This is a genomic window from Paraburkholderia sp. RAU6.4a, assembly GCF_050435625.1.
Classification (GTDB): domain Bacteria; phylum Pseudomonadota; class Gammaproteobacteria; order Burkholderiales; family Burkholderiaceae; genus Paraburkholderia; species Paraburkholderia tuberum.
In genome coordinates, this window is the sequence record NZ_JBNDKQ010000002.1 from 140932 (window position 1) to 159393 (window position 18462).

The following is an 18462-nucleotide window of genomic DNA, read 5'->3' on the forward strand; positions in this document are numbered from 1 at the left end:
CGGCGCGGCGTTCAGGCGAATCGCCTGCAACGTCATTGCGACCGATTCTAGAAGCGTGCCATTTTTGTCACAATGATCATGTTTCGAAGCTTGCCTTGCCGGAAAAGCAAAGCGTCGCGCGTCGGCTCGAACCGCGGCACCCGCCCACCCATGGCACCGTTGCAACTGATTCGATCGAGGCGTCCAGGATGGCACGTTCACTGCATGGCATCGCGTTGCGTTATTTCGTCGAAGTCGCGCGCGGCGGCTCGCTGAGCGACGCGTCCGAGCGGCTGCACGTCGCGGTATCGGCGATCAGCCGGCAAATCGTGCGGCTCGAAAGCGAGCTCGGCGTGACGCTGTTCGAGCGGCGTCCGCGCGGCATGACGCTGTCCGAGGCCGGTGAGCGGCTGCTTGCGTACGCGCAACGCAGCCTGCTCGAAGCCGAGCACGTGATGAAAGAGATTAGCGGCCTCGCGAGCTTGCACGGCAGCCGGATCAAGATCGCGACCGCCGAGGGCTTTGCGGTCGACTTCCTGCCCGCCGCGATTGCGGATTTCCGCGCCGAGCACCCCGGCATCGATTTCACGCTGACCGTGATGTCGCCGGCCGACGCCACTCGCCACGTGCGCGACGGCGACGTCGATATCGCGCTGTCGTTCAGCCTCGCGCCGGAGAAGGGCGTGAAGGTCGAGCACACCGAACGCGCGCCGGTGTTCGTGCTGCTGCGCGCCGATCATCCCCTTGCGGCGCGCGCGAAACTGTCGCTCGCCGAGGTGAGTCGCTATCCGCTCGTGTTGTCGGAGACGGGCACCACGATTCGCCAGTTGATCGACATCGCGTGCGCGCTCGAAGGCATCCTCCTCGAGCCGGACCTGATCTGCAACAACAGCGGCGCGAGTTATCGCTACGCGCAGCGGTCCGGAGCGATCATGTTCACGGGGCTGCTGTCGGTGCGCGACCGCTATGCCGACGACGGCTTCGTCGTGATTCCGCTCACCGACCCGCAGATGCGCCAGCGCAGCATCCAGGTGCAGACGATGGCGGGGCGCGAGTTGCCCCCGTCGGTGCGCACGTTTCGCGACCATCTGATCGCGCGGATCGCGGATGCGAAGCCGGCTGGGGCGCAGGCGTCGAAGGTCACCGGTGGACGCGGTAAACGTACGCCGCGGCGCCCGCGAGCCGATGCATGAAATGCGACACATGCCACGCACTAAGCGGCAAATGTTCTCCCGGAATCCGAATCACGACCTAAACTGTGGTGGACGGCAAGGACGGCCCTGAGAAAACGACCCTGAGGGTGCGCGCCACGATCAGGGGAAACGCGGAACAATGACAGTCGAACCGCGGACCTGCCGCCCAGCCCGCGATGCTGCAATGCACACAAGCGGCAACAGATGGACCCAAATAGAAAGATGGACCCAAATAGAAAGGCGGCGCGTCGTCCCGATGGCGCGTTGCCCACGACAGAGCGATAGGACCAACACAGCCATGGCGCAACAGAAAACCAATCCAAAACTCGAGCAGGCTCTCACGCGCGGTGATCTCGCGATCCGTCAGGCGAACTCGGCGCGAGCGACCGCCTTGTTGCGTGCGCTTGCCAAGATGATCGTCGATGCGTCGGCGACCATCGGCGTGGAAGCCTTCACGCTGATTCACGACGGCGACAAGATCTACGATCCCGCCGATGGTCTATGGCCACAGGCGCTGCTGATTTCGCTCGACGGTCCGGTCGAGGACGCCGATCCCGACGAATTGCGCACGGTGCGGCTGATCGCGGATGATCCGGTCACCGTGTTCCGGGTGGAATGGCAGCGCGCCGATGGCAAGATCGGGCGTCACGAGGGCGGCCCGTTCGCGACGGTCGCGTTCATCTCCGACGTCGACATTCCGTGGACCGATGACGAGGACTGAGCGCGCACAACGATAGCGATAGCAAACACGCCGTGCGACGACCGACGCGGCGTCGTCTTGCGCGGGTGCAGGCGCAACGCGCCGCCCGCGCGTTCGGCTTACTTCATCATGCGACGCCGAAACAGGATCGCCGACACGATGAAGCCGCCGACTGCATAAGCGGCCAGCACGCTCACATGGAGCGCCGCGTGCTCCATCGGCCGACCGAGCATCGCCGGGCGCATCAGATCGACCGCATTGGCGAGCGGCAGCGCGACAGTCACCGCTTGCGCGGCGCCGGGCAGTTGCGAGATCGGAAAGAACACGCCGGAGAGCAGCAGCATCGGCGTGAGCACGAGCGTCTGATAGAACATGAAAAAGTCGTATGACGGCGCGAGCGCCGTCACGATCATCGCGAGGCTCGCGAACGCGAGACCGGCCAGCACGATGACCGGCAGCGCGAGCAGCATCGACGGAAAACTCGCATAGCCGAGTGCGCCCGCCACCAGCATGATCGCCACACCCGACAACACCGATTTGCTGGCGGCCCACACCACCTCGCCGAGCACGATATCGCCGAGCGTGAGCGGCGTATGCATGATCGCCTCCCACGTGCGCTGCACGTGCATGCGCGAAAAGCCCGAATACATCGACTCGAAGCTCGCCGACATCATCACGCTCGACGCCACCGTGCCCGCCGCGAGGAACGAGATATACGACACGCCGTCGACGTGCCCGACCATCAGCCCGAGTCCGAGGCCGAGACCGAACAGATAGATCATCGGATCGGCGAAGTTGCCGAACATCGACGCGATCGCGAGCTTTTTCCACACCAGGTAATTGCGGCGCCACACCGCGATCCAGTTCGTGGCATTGGCGGGGAAGGCACCGAACGGTTCTTGCGCCGATGGCGTGCCGTCGTGGGTTTCGTAAGTACGTGCGTCCATCAAGTGTCTCGCTATGGGTTCAGTCCTGCATTTCGCGACCGGTGAGCCGCAGAAACACATCCTCGAGATTCGCCGGCCGATGCAGATAGCGCAAATCGGCGCGCTGCTTGAGGCGCATATGCACGGGCTGCGCGTCGTTCACATAACAGAACAGCGTCTCGCCGCTGATCTCGGTGCGCTCGGCGAGCGGCGCGAGTTCGTCGCGCAACGCAAACGGATCGGGGCCGTAGATCTCGATCACGTCGCAGCCGATTTCGGACTCGATCAACTCGCGCGGCGCGCCTTCGGCGATCTTGCGGCCTTCCTCGATCACGCACAGTCGATGACAGAGCCGTTCGGCTTCTTCCATGAAGTGCGTGGTCAGCAGAATGGTCTTGCCGCGCGCGAGCAGCGAGCGCAGCCGCTCCCAGATCAGATGGCGTGCTTGCGGATCGAGACCGGTGGTCGGCTCGTCCATGATCAGCACGTCGGGATCGTTGATCAGCGCGCGCGCGAGCGTGAGGCGCCGCTTCATGCCGCCCGACAGTTCGCTCACGCGCGCGTCCGCCTTGTTCTCGAGGCGAGCGAATTCGAGCAGACCCGGCACCGCCGCGCGACACTGCGCGGCGCTCATACCGAAGTAGCGACCGAATACGAGCAGATTTTCGCGCACCGTGAAATCGGGATCGAGGTTGTCGAACTGCGGCACCACGCCGACGCGCGAGCGCGCGAGGCGCGCGCGGCCCGGGATCGGCTCGTCGCACAGCCGGATCGCGCCGGCGTCGGGCGCCGCAATGCCGAGCAGCATGCGCAATGTCGTGGTCTTACCGGCGCCGTTGGGGCCGAGCAGCCCGAAGCATTCGCCGGTGTTCACATGAAACGACAATCCGTCGACGACCGTTTTTTCGCCGTAGCTTTTCCTGACCTGATGGAATTCGATGGGGGCGGTGGGCATGGCTCGAGCAAGGCTCCGGAAAAAGACACAACGTACGCGCACGACACACAACATACCTGCGATGCACGCATTGCGCACGCGAAGCCGCTTACTCCAGGTATCGGATCGCTGATGCGAGCGGGTGTCCGGGAACGCGTCATGCGCAGGGTGCGATGCGCTCGTCGGTGTCGATTCGCGCCGCTGATTGGCGGTGGCACGACTGGCACGTCAACCGGCCCGCAGTGTGTCGACGCAGCGTTCGCAAACGAAGTTTTGCATTGCGGCATCCGTGTGCAAACGCTGCGTCGGGTCGCCCAACGCTTGTGCAGACTGGATCGGCATGCACCGAGTATGCACTTAGCGTTTTCCATCCCTTGCAAGCCGAATTGCGGCGCACCATGATTGATTCAGACCGCGCTTTCCGCGCGAATGGAGAAAACAGATGGCGAGCTACCAGAAAATCCTGTTGTGCTACGACGGCTCGCGCGAAGGCCGGAAAGCCCTGCGTTGCGGTGCCGATCTGGCGTTGGAACTGAAGGCGGAAACGCATCTGCTGTCGGTCGTCGACATGCGTTCGAGCATCGCGCAGAGCGCGGGCCTGTTGACGGACGTCGCCTGCAGCAGCTTCGAAAAAACGGCCCGCGAGATTCTGCAGGAGGGCGTGAACTGGCTGACCGAGCGAGGCGTGAGCGCGCAAGGGCATTTCGCATTCGGTCATCCGATCGACGAGATCGCCAATCTTGCCAACGAGTTGCAGGTCGACCTCGTGGTGGTGGGTCATCGCTGCAGGACTGGTTTGTCGCGGTGGTGGATGGGGGCGGGCAACACGCCGCTGCTCGACCGCGTGTCGTGCAGCATTCTGGTGGCGTGCTCGTCCGCGCAGGAGCAGCAGCAGGCGGCTGCGGCGTAATGGGCTAGTGAGGGACGCGAAGCCGCGCGCCCCGTTATCTAGTCCAGATGTGAATAGGCCCTGTCGAGTGGCCGGCCCCGATGGCCAGCCACGCATCCCATCCGGCCAGGCTTCGATCTCACTCGTTCAGATTGATCGCCGCGAGTTTCCACGTGACCAGACCTTCGCGACGAAAGATTGCCGAATAATTCGCGTTACCTTCGCCACGCCGGTACGTGATGACAAACTCGTTGAGACTGCGATAGCCGGCCGTGCTTTGACGCCCGGGCGGCGGTGCGCTCGCCTGCGTGGTGGTGTCGCCCGCGGCTGGTGCGGCCGGCGCTTCGCCGCCCGCGGCTGGCGGCGCGGACGGTTGCTCGCCCGGCGTGCCACGCGGCGGCATGCCGTTCAGCAGCGCCGCGACGCCGTCGGGTGTCGCATAGGCATCGACGAGCGGGCCGATCAGCGTCACGCCGATCACCGCGCCGATCGTGGCCATCTTGTTGCCGGCATCCGCCTCGAGCCGGCGTGTCAGCATGGCGCCCACCTGTTGCTTCAAGCTATCGCGTAGCGCGGGAAAGTCCACGTACTGATTGACGGTTTGCACGTCGCGCGCATCGGCGGCGCGTTTGAGATTGTTCACCGCGAGATACGGTGACGCATAAATAAAGCCCAGCGCGGCAATCACGATCACCACGATCAGCGTGATCAGCAGCGGCCGGGTGGCGCTGCCCTGTATGCGTTTCCGAATTGTCATCGAATGGGACTCCACGTCAGTGATGATCTAACGTCGACCACGGCGAGGACGAAACGATCCCATCCCACGCGAATCTCTGAACATCCGAAGTGCTTGTTGCATGCGTACTCAGGATTCGCTCACGCTTCGAACACCGCGCCGTGCACGTTGGCTTCGTCGGCTATGCAGCGATCGATCATACGGCATACGGCGTCGACCGTGCCGACCATGATCAGTCGCGACGGTCCATGATAGACCCGCACCGGCGCCCGACGCGCGGGCTCGGCGATGTTCAGCGCCGAATTCAGCGACACGCGCGCGAACGCCGGCAACGACGACGGCAGACCGGAAGCTTCGGCAGCCGCGTCGAACAGCGACGGCGTGCGCGCAGCGGGCGCCTCGATTAGCGCGCAGGGCGTGAGCTTGCGCAGATGGCGCAGACGGCCGAACTGGCGAAAGGGCAACAGGCGGGCAAGGCGTTCCATGAGTCTCTCCAGGCGATTCGGCGTAGATGCGGGCGTAGATGCAGGCGTAAATGCGGCTTGGGTCGGACAAACCGGCGCAAGCGTTCTGGCGACAGCGAAAGATCAGAACTCGCTGGGGCGGATCAGCCCGACCGCGATCCCTTCGAGCGCGAAATCGGCGCTGCCGGTTTCCACGAAGATGTTGTCGTAATCGGGGTTTTCGGCGATCAGTTCGATGCCATTCGGCCCGGCGCTTCAGACGCTTGACCGTCACGTCGTCGCCAAGCCGCGCGATGATGATCTGGCCGTCCTTCGCTTCGGTGCGCTTTTGCACCGCGAGCAGGTCGCCGTCGAGAATGCCCGCGTCGCGCATCGACAGGCCGCGCACCTTCAGCAGGTAGTCGGGCTTGCTCGAGAACAGCGCCGGGTCACACGCGTAGTGCTGCGAGATATGTTCCTGCGCGAGGATCGGGCTACCCGCCGCGACCCGGCCGATCAGCGGCAACGACAACTGCATCAGGCCCGCATGCGGCAGGGTGAACTGATACGGCGCGTCCTCCTGCCCGGACAGCAGGCGGATGCCGCGCGACGCGCCGGCCGCGAGTTCGATCACGCCCTTGCGCGCCAGCGCGCGCAGATGTTCTTCCGCGGAATTGGCCGAACTGAAGCCGAGTTCGGCGGCAATTTCCGCGCGAGTGGGCGGAAAGCCGGTGCGTTCGATCGCGCGGCGGATCAGATCGAAAACCTGCTGCTGTCGTGCGGTGAGTTTTGTCATGGCCACTGTATGTATGAACAGGTGACTGTATTTTTATACAGTATTCGGCGCATTTCAAGCTTTACTTTAAGTTCGGCGCAAGGGTCGCGCTGGGGCGTCGTTTATCGGCGACATGACGGCGTTGTCGGCGTCCCAACCGCCGGCGCATCTGTCGTTACCACTTTTGAGCATTAAAAAATGAAGAAACATTATTTTTAATAATGAAAGCGCTTCGATAGACTGGCCTCCGGTTGGCGCTCATGTGCACGTGACCGCGACGCAGAACAACACCAGACGCTCATCAGCGGACCATCACGCGGAGAAAAATTGAAATGAACCATCGGCATATGGGGCTTGCGGCTCGAACCAGAAAACTGATCGCGGCGCTCGCCGTCGGCGCGGCCGGTGCGTTCGGCATGTTGGGCGCAAGCGGCGTCGCGCACGCCGACACCACGCTGTTGAACGTGTCCTACGATCCGACGCGCGAGCTGTATCAGGACATCAATCAGGCATTCGGCAAGGAATGGAAGGCCAGGACCGGCGAAGCCGTCGCCTTCAGGCAGTCGCACGGCGGCTCGGGCGCGCAGGCTCGCTCGGTGCTCGACGGACTGCAGGCCGACGTCGTGACGCTTGCGCTCGCCTATGACATCGACGCGCTCGCGAACAAGGGGCTCGTCGACAGGAACTGGCAAAAGCGTCTGCCGGACAACGCATCTCCGTACACGTCGACGATCGTGTTTCTGGTGCGCAAGGGCAACCCGAAGCACATCAAGGATTGGGACGATCTGGTGAAACCGGGCGTGTCGATCGTGACGCCGAATCCGAAGACCTCGGGCGGCGCGCGCTGGAACTACCTGGCCGCGTGGGCGTACGCCGAGCATCAACCGGGCGGCAACGACCAGAAGGCCAGGGAGTTCGTCGGCAAGCTGTACAGGAACGCCGGCGTGCTCGATTCGGGCGCGCGCGGCGCGACCACGAGCTTCGTGCAGCGCGGTATCGGCGACGTGCTGATCGCGTGGGAAAACGAGGCGTTCCTGTCGCTGAAGGAGTTTGGTCCGGACAGGTTCGAGATCGTGGTGCCGTCGGTGAGCATTCTGGCCGAGCCGCCGGTCGCGGTGGTCGACAAGGTCGTCGACAAACACGGCACGCGCAAGCTGGCCGAGGCGTATCTGAACTTCCTGTATAGCGAGCAAGGTCAGGAGATCGCCGCGCGCAATTTCTATCGTCCGCGTTCCAGCAAGGTGCCCGCCGATCTGACCGCGAAGTTTCCGAAGCTGAAGCTGTACACGATCGACGATTCGTTCGGCGGTTGGACCAACGCGCAGAAGACCCATTTCGCGGACGGCGGCGTGTTCGATTCGATTTATCAGCCGCAGTAAGAACTACCGCCCGAATCACAGCCAGGGGAAAAAGGGCGCGCCCAATGGGCGCGCTTTCGGCTAACCGGGGTCCGGTGGCCAGCAGTGCAGCAGTCCCGCAGTACGGCAGCACGGCAAAACGAACAACCGCGCGAGCATCAACCATGAACGAGTATCCAGCATGACCACGTTGACCTTCCGCAAGCCGAGCGCATTGCCCGGTTTTGGCCTGACACTCGGCATCACGGTGGCTTATCTGAGCCTCGTGGTGCTGATTCCATTGGCGGCGACCTTTCTGAAAACCGCGACGCTCGACTGGGATCAGTTCGTGCGCGCGGTCACGTCGCCGCGTGTGCTCGCGTCGTATCGGCTGACGTTTTTCTCGGCGCTAGGCGGCGCGCTGATCAACGCGGTGTTCGGCTTTCTCGTCGCGTGGGTGCTGGTGCGCTACACGTTTCCGTTCAAGCGTATCGTCGATGCGGTCGTCGATCTGCCATTCGCGTTGCCCACCTCGGTGGCGGGCATTTCGCTCGCGGCCGTGTATGCGGGCAACGGCTGGATCGGCCAGTTCCTCGCGCCGCTCGGCATCAAGATCGCGTTCACGCCGGCGGGCGTGCTGGTCGCGCTGACGTTCATCGGCCTGCCGTTCGTCGTGCGCACGGTGCAACCGGTGCTCGAGGAGTTCGAGCGCGAGCAGGAGGAGGCGGCCGCGTGTCTCGGCGCGTCGCGCTGGCTCACGTTTCGCCGCGTCGTGCTGCCGGCCGTGTTGCCGGCGCTGCTGACCGGCTTCGCGCTCGCCTTTGCGCGCGCGCTCGGCGAATACGGCTCGGTAATCTTCATCGCCGGCAATGTGCCGATGAAGTCGGAGATCACGTCGCTCCTGATCATCACGAAGCTCGAGCAATACGACTATGCGGGCGCGACGGCGCTCGCGGTCGTGATGCTGGTCGTGTCGTTCCTGATGCTGCTGTCGATCAACACGCTGCAGTGGTATCTGCAGCGGCGCACGAGCCGCGGCAAGACGGGATCGGCGCCAGTGGCCACGAGCGTCGCCGCTATCGGTGGAGGTGTGCAATGAGCCGCGTTCCGACCTACCCGGCGAGCGTGGCGCGTCGCCCCGATCCGGTCAGCGAGCCGGCGCTCGTGCGCTGGCTGCTGATCGGCCTCGCACTGCTGTTTCTCGCGCTGTTTCTGGCCGTGCCGCTCGCCGCGGTGTTCTACCAGGCGCTGAACAAGGGGCTGCGTTTTTACTTCGAAGCGCTCGCCGATCCGGATGCGCTGTCGGCGATCAAACTGACGCTGCTCACCGCGGCAATCGCGGTGCCGCTGAACCTCGTGTTCGGCCTCGCGGCGTCGTGGTGTATCGCGAAGTTCGAATTCCGCGGCAAGGCGCTGCTGACCACGTTGATCGACCTGCCGTTTTCGGTGTCGCCGGTGATCTCCGGTCTGATCTACGTGCTGATGTTCGGCGCGCAGGGCTGGTTCGGCCCGTGGCTCGAAGATCACAACGTGCAGATCATCTTCGCGGTGCCGGGCATCGTGCTCGCGACGATCTTCGTCACGTTCCCGTTCGTCGCGCGCGAGCTGATTCCGCTGATGCAGGCGCAGGGCAACGACGAGGAAGAAGCCGCGCACGTGCTCGGCGCATCGGGCTGGCAGACGTTTCGTCGCGTCACGCTGCCGAACGTCAAGTGGGGTCTGCTGTACGGCGTGATTCTGTGCAATGCGCGCGCAATGGGCGAGTTCGGCGCGGTGTCGGTCGTGTCGGGCCATATTCGGGGGCAGACCGACACGATGCCGCTGCACGTCGAAATCCTCTACAACGAGTACAACTTCTCGGCCGCGTTCGCCGTGGCCTCGCTGCTCGCGCTGCTGGCGCTGGTCACGCTGGGGCTCAAGCTGCTGGCCGAGCGTCATATGTCGGCGGAACTGTCGGCGGCGCGCGAAGTGCCTGCGTATGCGGGGCCCGTGTCGCCGTCCGGCGCTTCGCAGGCCAATAGCGCGCAGTCCGCTTCGCATTCGTTTTTCGTCAACGCCACGCCTGCGTCGCAGCGACATCCGCTCAAGCAAGGAGAGCTGTAAATGGGTATCACCGTTCGTAACCTGCAAAAGCGCTTCGGCGATTTCGTCGCGCTCGACAACCTGTCGCTCGACTTTCCACCGGGCGAACTCGTCGCGCTGCTCGGGCCGTCGGGTTGCGGCAAGACGACGTTGCTGCGTGTGATCGCCGGCCTCGAATACGCGGATGGCGGCCGGGTCGAGCTGCAAGGCCAGGATGTCGCGGCGGTCGGCGCGCGTGAGCGCGAGGTGGGTTTCGTGTTCCAGCACTACGCGCTGTTCCGGCATATGACGGTGTTCGAAAACGTCGCGTTCGGGCTGCGCGTGAAGCCGCGCAAGGAACGTCCGTCCGAGAAGGTGATTCGTGAGAAGGTGCATGAGTTGCTGAAGCTCGTGCAGCTCGACTGGCTCGCGCAGCGCTATCCGTCGGAGCTGTCCGGCGGCCAGCGCCAGCGCATCGCGCTCGCACGTGCGTTGGCCGTGGAGCCGAAGGTGCTGTTGCTCGACGAGCCGTTCGGCGCGCTCGACGCGAAGGTGCGCAAGGAACTGCGCAGCTGGTTGCGTCGCCTGCACGACGATCTGCATATTTCGACGATCTTCGTCACGCACGATCAGGAAGAAGCGCTCGAAGTGGCGGACCGCATCGTCGTGCTCAATCGCGGGCATGTCGAGCAGGTAGGCAGCCCACAGGAGGTGTACGACCATCCGCAGACGCCGTTCGTCTACGAGTTTCTCGGCGCGGCGAACCGCCTGCACGGCAGCGTCGATGCGCAAGGCTTCGTCGTCGATACCGCGGCGCTGCCGGTCGCTATCGCGGCGGGTTTTAGGGGCCCGGCGTTCGCCTATGTGCGGCCGCACGATCTGCAGTTGTATCCGCAGGCGGCGGGGCATCGCGAGGGCATTGTCGTCGACGTGCGGCGCGTGGTGACGCTCGGCGGTTCGGTGCGCGTCGAGCTCGCCGGTCGCGAGGGCAATCTGCTCGAAGCCGAGCTCGATCGCGAAACGTGGCGTGATCTGCAACTCGCGATCGGCGACGGCGTCACCGCGGTGCCGCGCGCGCTGCGGGTGTTTCCGGCGCAGTGAGATGGCGGCGCCGCTGTGCGGCGCTGTGGACAGGAGAGAACGTATCAGCCGTACCGCGTGGTTCGCCTGGCATGTGCGGCTCCAATAACTCAACTCTGGCGGAACCGGAGACACAACGATGAATTTCCAGCAATTGCGCTTCGTGCGCGAAGCCGTGCGGCAGAACATGAACCTGACCGAAGTGGCGAACGTGCTCTACACCTCGCAGTCGGGCGTATCGAAGCAGATCAAGGATCTCGAGGACGAACTCGGGGTCGACATCTTCATCCGCCGCGGCAAGCGTCTGACCGGGCTCACCGAACCGGGCAAGGCCGTGCATCAGTTGATCGAGCGGATGCTGCTCGATGCGGAGAATCTGCGCCGCGTCGCGCGTCAGTACGCGGATCAGGACAGCGGCCACCTCGTCGTCGCGACCACCCACACGCAGGCACGCTACGCATTGCCGAAAGTGATTCGGCAGTTCACGTCGGTGTTCCCGAAAGTGCATCTGGCGCTGCGCCAGGGCAGCCCGCAGCAGATCGCGCAGATGATCATCAACGGCGAGGCGGATATCGGCATCTCGACCGAGGCGCTCGACCGTTTTCCCGACATCGTCACGTTCCCGTGCTATTCGTGGCATCACGTCGTGGTGGTGCCGAAGGATCATCCGCTCGTCGGCCGTGCGAATCTGACGCTCGACGAGATCGCCGAATTCCCGATCGTCACCTACGACCAGGACTTCACCGGCCGCTCGCATATCGATCAGGCGTTCGCGAAAGTGGGTGCGTTGCCCGACGTCGTGCTGACCGCGATCGACGCCGACGTGATCAAGACCTACGTCGAACTCGGCATGGGCATCGGCGTGGTCGCGGCAATGGCCTACGACCCGAAGCGCGACAGCGAACTCGTCGCGCTCGACACGCAGCATCTGTTCGAGGCGAGCACGACGCGTGTCGGCCTGCGCAAGGGGGCGTTCCTGCGCGCGTACGCCTATCGGTTGATCGAGATGTTCGCGCCGCAGTTGAGCGAGGCAGACATCGCGGCGCAGTTGCGCGAGGCGGCTTAGGGCTGCGAGCAGCTTAGGGTGGGACTTGCACCCGTCGTCAATACTTGTGGTGATGAGTGCAGTTGGGCACCGCATGAGATTTAAGCCCGCTCGCGCGTTGCGCACGCTCGCGCAAGCCGAACCCGCGTCCGGTCTTCCACGCATGGCGACGCGAAGCGCATCGCTTACAATCGCCGCCATGAATACCTCGACTTCTCCCTCTCTCCCGATTCCCCCCGGCCATAGCACCGCGCCGACGCTGCCGCGCATCGCGGTGCTCGCGACCGGCGGCACGATCGCCGGCGCGGCCCCGGATGCGGCCAATACGTCGGGCTATCAGGCGGGCGTCGTCGGCGTCGATCAACTGCTCGCGGCGGTGCCGGCGTTGTCTACGGTCGCGCGAATCGCGCCCGAGCAGATCGCCAGCGTCGACAGCAAGGACATGTCGCTGCCGCTTTGGACCACACTCGCGCAACGCATCAACACGCTGCTCGCGACGGACGACGTAGACGGCGTGGTGGTCACGCACGGCACCGATACACTCGAGGAAACCGCCTACCTGCTGCATCTGACCGTCAAGTCGGACAAGCCGGTCGTGCTGACCGCGGCGATGCGCCCAGCGTCGGCGCTCTCCGCCGACGGTCCGCTGAACCTGCTAAATGCGGTGACGGTCGCCGCGCACGCGGCGGCACGAGGGCAGGGCGTGCTGGTCGCGTTCAACAACCGGATTCATAGCGCGCGCGACGTCGTGAAAACGAGCACCTATGCGGTCGATGCGTTCCAGTCGCCTGAGATTGGCGCGCTCGGCTGGGTGCAGGATGGCCGCGTCGAGTTCCAGCGCGGCGTGGTGCGCGCGCATACGGTCGCGAGCGAATTCGCAATCGATGCGGCGTGGCCGCAGGTGGAGATCGTCACGAGCTATGCGGGCGTGTCGCGGGTCGCCATCGATGCGCTGGTGGCCGCGGATGTGCGCGGCATCGTCGTGGCGGGAACGGGCAATGGCTCGATCCACCAGTCGTTGCAGCAGGCACTGGCGGATGCCGCGTTGCGCGGCGTGGCGGTGGTGCGCTCGTCGCGCGTGGGTTCGGGGCATGTGATGCGCAACGGCGCGGCGGCCGACGATGCGCTCGGTTTCGTCAGCGCGGGTTCGCTGAATCCGTACAAGGCGAGGGTGCTGCTGATGCTGGCGCTGGCCGCGGGCCACACTGCGCCGGCGGCGTTGCAGAAGGTGTTCGATACGTATTGATTGGCGAATCCGACAGCCGGACACCCGACGACGACGTCTGACCGACCAAGGCTTCCCCGTCACCGACGGGTGCCGCTGCGGACCCCACTTGCCGCTCTCAGCCCAGAGCGGCGCGATTTGCCCGTTGCGCCGCGCCGGCAACCCAAGCTGCCGTGCAACGAACGGGCGCCCCACCTGTGTTCACCGTGAGCTCGCCGATGCCGAAGCGGCAACCGGCGGAATCAACGGCGAGCTGAACTGAAGAGGAAGCACGAAGACCTCAAGCCGCCTTCGCTTCTTCACTGTCCGGCGCCTGCGCGACCTCATGATTCGCCATGATTTCGAGCGCGCGCACCATCGCCGAGTGATCCCACGCCTTGCCGCCGTTCGCGGCGCAGACGCTGAACAGCTGCTGCGCGCTCGCGGTATGCGGCAGCGCGATGCCGAGCTTACGCGCGCCATCGAGCGCGAGATTCAAGTCCTTCTGATGCAGCTCGATGCGAAAGCCCGGATTGAACCTGCGCTTCGTCATGCGCTCGCCATGCACTTCGAGAATCCGCGACGACGCGAAGCCCCCCATCAACGCGCGCCGGACGCGCTCTGGGTCGGCGCCCGAGCGCGACGCGAACAGCAGCGCTTCCGCGACCGCTTCGATGTTCAGCGCGACGATGATCTGGTTCGCGACCTTGCAGGTCTGACCCGCGCCGTTGTCGCCGATCAGCGAGATGTTCTTGCCCATCAGTTCGAACAACGGCTTGGCCAGCGCAAAGGCTTTCTCGGGGCCGCCGACCATGATCGTCAGCGACGCATCCCGCGCGCCGATTTCGCCGCCGGACACCGGCGCATCGAGATAGTCGACGCCGAGCGCGTTGATCTTCTTCGCGAACGCCTGGGTGTCGAGCGGCGAGATCGAGCTCATGTCGATGACGAGCTTGCCTTTGGTGAGGCCGGCGGCGACGCCGTCGTCGGCGAACAGCACGTTGGCGACGTCCGGCGTGTCCGGCACCATGATGATGACGATGTCGGCGGCCTGCGCGACCGCGGTCGAACTGGCGACCACGCTCGTGCTCTTCGCGATGTCGTCCGGTACCGGATACGCGCCGTTCACGAACAGCGAGTGACCGCCCTTGATGAGGTTGCGCGCCATGTGCGCGCCCATGATGCCGAGTCCGATGAAGCCGATCTTTGCCATGTGTGTGAATCTCCAGGGTTATAGGGGGCGTGCGTTGAGGCTTCAGGGTTCCATCAGGAACCCCAAGGCGCCTCAAGCCGCCTCAAGCCGCCTCAAGCCGCCGCATGCGCCGCGCCGCGCACCTGACCTGCCACGCTTTGCACCCAGCCGAGGCCGGCATCGGTCGTCGTGCGCGGCTTGTATTCGCAACCGACGTAGCCGTCGTAGCCGAGCGAGTCGAGCAGCGCGAACAGATACGGATAGTTGATCTCGCCGGTGCCCGGTTCGTGCCGCCCGGGGTTGTCCGCGAGCTGGATATGCGCGATCTGCGCGAGGTTCTTTTCGATCGTCGCCGCGAGTTCGCCTTCCATCCGCTGCATGTGATAGATGTCGTATTGCAGGAACAGATTGTCCGAGCCGACCTCGCGAATCACGTCGAGTCCATCGCGCGAACGGTTCAGCGCGAAGCCCGGAATGTCGTACGAGTTGCATGGCTCGACGAGCAGCCGGATGCCGGCCTTCTTGAGCTCGCGCGCGGCAAAGCGCAGGTTGTCGACGATCGTTGCGCGGGCGGTGTCGGCGTCGACGTTCGCGCCCGGAATGCCAACGAGGCAGTTCAGTTGCGGCACCTTCAACGCGCTTGCGTATTCGATCGCGCGGCCCACGCCTTCCTGAAACTCGGCGACCCGATCGGGCAGGCACGCGATGCCGCGTTCGCCGGCTTCCCAGTTGCCGGCCGGCAGGTTGTGCAGCACCAGCTTGAGGCGGTTCTGTTGCAGACGTGCGCTCAATTCGGCGATCGAATACGGATAGGGAAACAGGAATTCGACGGCATGAAAGCCGGCGTTGGCCGCCGCCGCGAAACGGTCGAGGAACGGCACTTCGTTGAACAGCATCGTCAGGTTCGCTGCGAATTTAGGCATGGTGCTTTTGTCTCTCAGGTCGGTCAGGGAATGGCGCGCTGGTCGTGATGAGGCGAGGGCGCGGAGCATGGGCTCGGCCCTCTCGCATCGAGCGCGCTGAATGCTGCGAATACCGCGAAGACGCAACGCTCAATCGAGCAGGCTGATCGCCGTCGGCGCGTCCTCGCGCTTTTCCGCGAGTTCCTCGAACTCGTTGATCGCGTCGATCTCGGTGCCCATCGAGATGTTGGTCACGCGTTCGAGAATCACTTCGACGATCACCGGCACGTTGAACTCGGCCAGCATCGACTGCGCTTTTTGCAGCGCCGGCTTCAACTCTTCCGGCTTGAACACGCGAATCGCCTTGCAGCCGAGACCTTCGGCGACGGCGACGTGATCGACGCCATAGCCGTTCATCTCCGGCGAGTTGATGTTCTCGAAGCCGAGCTGCACGCAGTAGTCCATTTCGAACGCGCGCTGCGCCTGGCGAATCAGCCCGAGGTACGAGTTGTTCACGACGACATGCACGTACGGCAGCTTGAATTGCGCGCCGGCCGCGAGCTCCTCGATCATGAACTGGAAGTCGTAGTCGCCCGACAGCGCGACGATCGGCCGTTGCGGGTCGGCCGCGCGCACGCCGAGCGCCGCCGGAATCGTCCAGCCGAGCGGGCCGGCCTGGCCGCAGTTGATCCAGTTGCGCGCCTTGTAGACGTGCAGGAATTGCGCGGCGGCGATCTGCGACAGGCCGATCGTGCTCACGTAGCACGTGTCGCGGCCGAACACCTGGTTCATCTCTTCGTAGACGCGCTGCGGCTTCATCGGCACGTTGTCGAAGTGCGTCTTGCGCAGCATCGTGCGCTTGCGTTGCTGGCAATCGGCAACCCACGCGGCGCGATCCTTCAGCTTGCCCGCGGCCTTCCATTCGCTGGCCACTTCGACGAACAGTTCGAGCGCGGCCTTCGCGTCCGACACGATGCCGAGATCCGGGCCGAACACGCGGCCGATCTGCGTCGGTTCGATATCGACGTGCACGAACTTGCGCCCCTTCGTATAGACATCGACGCTGCCGGTGTGACGGTTGGCCCAGCGGTTGCCGATGCCGAGCACGAAGTCGGACGCGAGCATCGTCGCGTTGCCGTAGCGATGCGAGGTCTGCAGACCGACCATGCCGACCATCAGCGGATGGTCGTCGGGAATCGCGCCCCACGACATCAACGTTGGGATCACCGGCACGCCGAGCGTTTCGGCGAACCTCACGAGCAGGTCTTCGGCTACGGCGTTCAGCACGCCGCCGCCCGACACGATCAACGGCTTGTCGGCATCGTTGAGCAGCGTCAGCGCTGCCTCGATCTGCTTGCGGGTCGCCTTCGGCTTGTAGACCGGCAGCGGCTCGTACGTGTCGATGTCGAATTCGATTTCGGCGAGCTGCACGTCGATCGGCAGATCGACCAGCACCGGGCCCGGGCGGCCCGAGCGCATCAGATGGAACGCCTGCTGGAACACACGCGGCACCAGCGCCGGCTCGCGCACGGTCACGGCCCACTTGGTGACGGGCTTGGCGATCGATTCGATATCGACGGCCTGGAAGTCTTCCTTGTACAGACGCGCGCGCGGCGCCTGGCCTGTGATAGCCAGAATAGGAATCGAGTCGGCCTGCGCGGAGTACAAACCGGTGATCATGTCGGTGCCGGCGGGGCCCGAGGTGCCGATGCACACGCCGATGTTGCCCGGCTGCGCGCGGGTGTAGCCCTCGGCCATGTGCGATGCGCCCTCCACATGGCGCGCGAGCACGTGGCTGATGCCGCCGGCTTTGCGCATCGCCGAGTAGAACGGGTTGATCGCGGCGCCCGGCACGCCGAACGCGGTATCGATGCCTTCTTTTTCGAGCACCAGAACGGCGGCGTCGACGGCTCTCATTTTGGCCATGAATGTCTCCTCAAGGTCGGGAATTACGTCGGTTGAGGGACACTGTAGGCCTGCGCCAAAGGTTTGATAAGATCAGTCCGGGTCGCTTATTCCGAAACAAAAAGTATGGAATGACGTGAAGCCCGGCGCACGGCCGGCATCAGCCCGGCAAGAGACAGGTGGGAGACGAACATGGACCGCTTCAAACAGATCGAAACCTTCGTGCGGGTCGCCGATGCGGGCAGTCTCGCGGCGGCGGCGCTTGAGGAAGGCGTGTCGCCGGTGATTCTCGGGCGGCGCATCGATGCGCTCGAGAAGCGCCTCGGCGTGAAGCTGATGTATCGCACGACACGGCGGCTCGTCGTCAGCGAGGACGGCGCCGCGTTTCTCGAACGCTGCCGCGGGCTTCTCAGCGAATGGGATCAGGCGGAAAACGAACTGAGCGCGGGGCGCCGCGCGGTGAACGGCCATCTGATCGTATCGGCGCCCGCCGCGTTCGGGCGTAAGCACGTCGCGCCGCTCGCGCCTGCATTTCTGCACGACAAACCCGAGTTGCAGATGTCGTTCAATCTGACCGACCGGGTCGTCGATCTGGTGCGCGAGGGCTACGATCTGTCGATCCGCATCGGCGGCGCGGTCGATCCGAACTTCGTCGCGGTGAAGCTCGCGTCGAACCGGCGCGTGGTGTGCGGTACGCCCGACTATTTTCGCCGTCACGGCAAGCCGAAGACGCTCGAGGATCTGCCGGCCCACAACTGCCTCGCGTTCAATCTGCAAGGCGGGCAGAACCGCGGCTGGTATTTCCGCCGCAACGGCAAGCTCGCGACGGTGCGGGTGGGCGGCTCGCTGGACTGCAACGATGGCGAACTGCTGCATCGCTGGGTTTCGGAGGGGCTCGGACTCGGCTGGCGTTCGACGTGGGAAATCCAGCGGCAGCTCGCGCGCGGCGAGCTCGAAACCGTGCTCGACGAATATGCGCTGCCCGATTACGACATTCTTGCGGTCTATCCGCAGCAGCGCTTCGTGCCGGCGCGCGTGCGCTATTTCATCGACTATCTGAAAGACGTGTACGCGAGCGACGACTACTGGAACCGGCCATCGTACTAGCTGGCGAGCGGGGCGCGCAGGCGATCGCGGTCTTTCTTGCGAAAGCTCGCCTGA

Annotated in this window: 17 protein-coding genes and 1 pseudogene; 10 read left to right on the forward strand and 8 right to left on the reverse strand. The window is 64.5% G+C overall.

Annotation, left to right across the window (positions count from 1 at the left end; genetic code table 11):
* Nucleotides 1-188: 188 nt before the first annotated feature.
* Both OKW40_RS05415 and OKW40_RS05420 read left to right on the forward strand, forming a co-directional pair.
* Nucleotides 189-1172, forward strand: a complete 984-nt coding sequence (locus OKW40_RS05415) for a LysR family transcriptional regulator (protein WP_184064810.1) — start codon at nt 189-191, stop codon at nt 1170-1172.
* A gap of 298 nt (nt 1173-1470) precedes the next feature.
* Nucleotides 1471-1893, forward strand: coding sequence for a hypothetical protein (locus tag OKW40_RS05420; RefSeq protein ID WP_090804526.1), 423 nt, complete (start codon nt 1471-1473; stop codon nt 1891-1893).
* Between the two features lie 98 nt (nt 1894-1991).
* On the opposite strand, the gene OKW40_RS05425 is transcribed toward OKW40_RS05420, so the two are convergent.
* Nucleotides 1992-2819: an ABC transporter permease gene (locus OKW40_RS05425; RefSeq protein ID WP_429355445.1), complete on the reverse strand. Its 828-nt coding sequence runs from the start codon at nt 2817-2819 to the stop codon at nt 1992-1994.
* Nucleotides 2820-2838: 19 nt separating this feature from the next.
* Nucleotides 2839-3753, reverse strand: coding sequence for a nodulation factor ABC transporter ATP-binding protein NodI (gene nodI, locus OKW40_RS05430; RefSeq protein ID WP_187613683.1), 915 nt, complete (start codon nt 3751-3753; stop codon nt 2839-2841).
* Nucleotides 3754-4174: 421 nt separating this feature from the next.
* Between nodI and OKW40_RS05435 the strand changes: the two genes are divergently transcribed.
* Nucleotides 4175-4642, forward strand: coding sequence for a universal stress protein (locus OKW40_RS05435; protein WP_090804531.1), 468 nt, complete (start codon nt 4175-4177; stop codon nt 4640-4642).
* Nucleotides 4643-4760: 118 nt separating this feature from the next.
* On the opposite strand, the gene OKW40_RS05440 is transcribed toward OKW40_RS05435, so the two are convergent.
* The 3 genes and pseudogenes from OKW40_RS05440 to lexA all read right to left on the reverse strand — a co-directional run bounded on the left by OKW40_RS05440 (nt 4761) and on the right by lexA (nt 6596).
* Nucleotides 4761-5378 (reverse strand): DUF2939 domain-containing protein, encoded by a 618-nt coding sequence (locus tag OKW40_RS05440; protein ID WP_184043954.1) that lies wholly within the window; start codon nt 5376-5378, stop codon nt 4761-4763.
* A 119-nt stretch (nt 5379-5497) separates the two neighbouring features.
* Nucleotides 5498-5842, reverse strand: a complete 345-nt coding sequence (locus OKW40_RS05445; RefSeq protein ID WP_184043952.1) for a hypothetical protein — start codon at nt 5840-5842, stop codon at nt 5498-5500.
* A 102-nt stretch (nt 5843-5944) separates the two neighbouring features.
* Nucleotides 5945-6596: pseudogene (gene lexA, locus OKW40_RS05450) on the reverse strand (transcriptional repressor LexA).
* A gap of 311 nt (nt 6597-6907) precedes the next feature.
* On the opposite strand from lexA, the gene OKW40_RS05455 reads away from it, so the two are divergent.
* The 6 genes from OKW40_RS05455 (at nt 6908) to OKW40_RS05480 (ending at nt 13344) form a co-directional block, all read left to right on the forward strand.
* On the forward strand, nt 6908-7954 hold the full coding sequence (locus tag OKW40_RS05455; protein ID WP_429488623.1) for a sulfate ABC transporter substrate-binding protein: 1047 nt from the start codon (nt 6908-6910) through the stop codon (nt 7952-7954).
* Nucleotides 7955-8114: 160 nt separating this feature from the next.
* Nucleotides 8115-9011: a sulfate ABC transporter permease subunit CysT gene (gene cysT, locus OKW40_RS05460; RefSeq protein WP_184029216.1), complete on the forward strand. Its 897-nt coding sequence runs from the start codon at nt 8115-8117 to the stop codon at nt 9009-9011.
* Nucleotides 9008-10015 carry a sulfate ABC transporter permease subunit CysW gene (gene cysW / locus OKW40_RS05465; RefSeq protein WP_429488626.1) on the forward strand — a complete coding sequence of 336 codons (1008 nt, stop codon included), beginning with the start codon at nt 9008-9010 and terminating at the stop codon, nt 10013-10015. Before cysT ends, cysW begins: the two co-directional genes overlap by 4 nt.
* On the forward strand, nt 10016-11074 hold the full coding sequence (locus OKW40_RS05470; RefSeq protein WP_429488628.1) for a sulfate/molybdate ABC transporter ATP-binding protein: 1059 nt from the start codon (nt 10016-10018) through the stop codon (nt 11072-11074).
* Between the two features lie 118 nt (nt 11075-11192).
* Nucleotides 11193-12119: a CysB family HTH-type transcriptional regulator gene (locus OKW40_RS05475; RefSeq protein ID WP_184063795.1), complete on the forward strand. Its 927-nt coding sequence runs from the start codon at nt 11193-11195 to the stop codon at nt 12117-12119.
* A gap of 178 nt (nt 12120-12297) precedes the next feature.
* Complete coding sequence (locus OKW40_RS05480; protein ID WP_429488630.1) at nt 12298-13344, forward strand: asparaginase; 1047 nt, start codon at nt 12298-12300, stop codon at nt 13342-13344.
* A 259-nt stretch (nt 13345-13603) separates the two neighbouring features.
* On the opposite strand, the gene OKW40_RS05485 is transcribed toward OKW40_RS05480, so the two are convergent.
* From OKW40_RS05485 to gcl, 3 genes are all read right to left on the reverse strand, one after another.
* Entirely contained in the window at nt 13604-14515 is a 912-nt protein-coding gene (locus OKW40_RS05485) for a 2-hydroxy-3-oxopropionate reductase (protein ID WP_184064829.1), read from the reverse strand.
* 92 nt (nt 14516-14607) lie between these two features.
* Nucleotides 14608-15417 (reverse strand): 2-oxo-tetronate isomerase, encoded by an 810-nt coding sequence (gene otnI, locus OKW40_RS05490; RefSeq protein WP_429488633.1) that lies wholly within the window; start codon nt 15415-15417, stop codon nt 14608-14610.
* Between the two features lie 129 nt (nt 15418-15546).
* Nucleotides 15547-17322: a glyoxylate carboligase gene (gene gcl / locus OKW40_RS05495; protein WP_429488635.1), complete on the reverse strand. Its 1776-nt coding sequence runs from the start codon at nt 17320-17322 to the stop codon at nt 15547-15549.
* 171 nt (nt 17323-17493) lie between these two features.
* On the opposite strand from gcl, the gene OKW40_RS05500 reads away from it, so the two are divergent.
* Nucleotides 17494-18408: a LysR substrate-binding domain-containing protein gene (locus tag OKW40_RS05500; RefSeq protein ID WP_429488637.1), complete on the forward strand. Its 915-nt coding sequence runs from the start codon at nt 17494-17496 to the stop codon at nt 18406-18408.
* Nucleotides 18409-18462 lie beyond the last annotated feature (54 nt).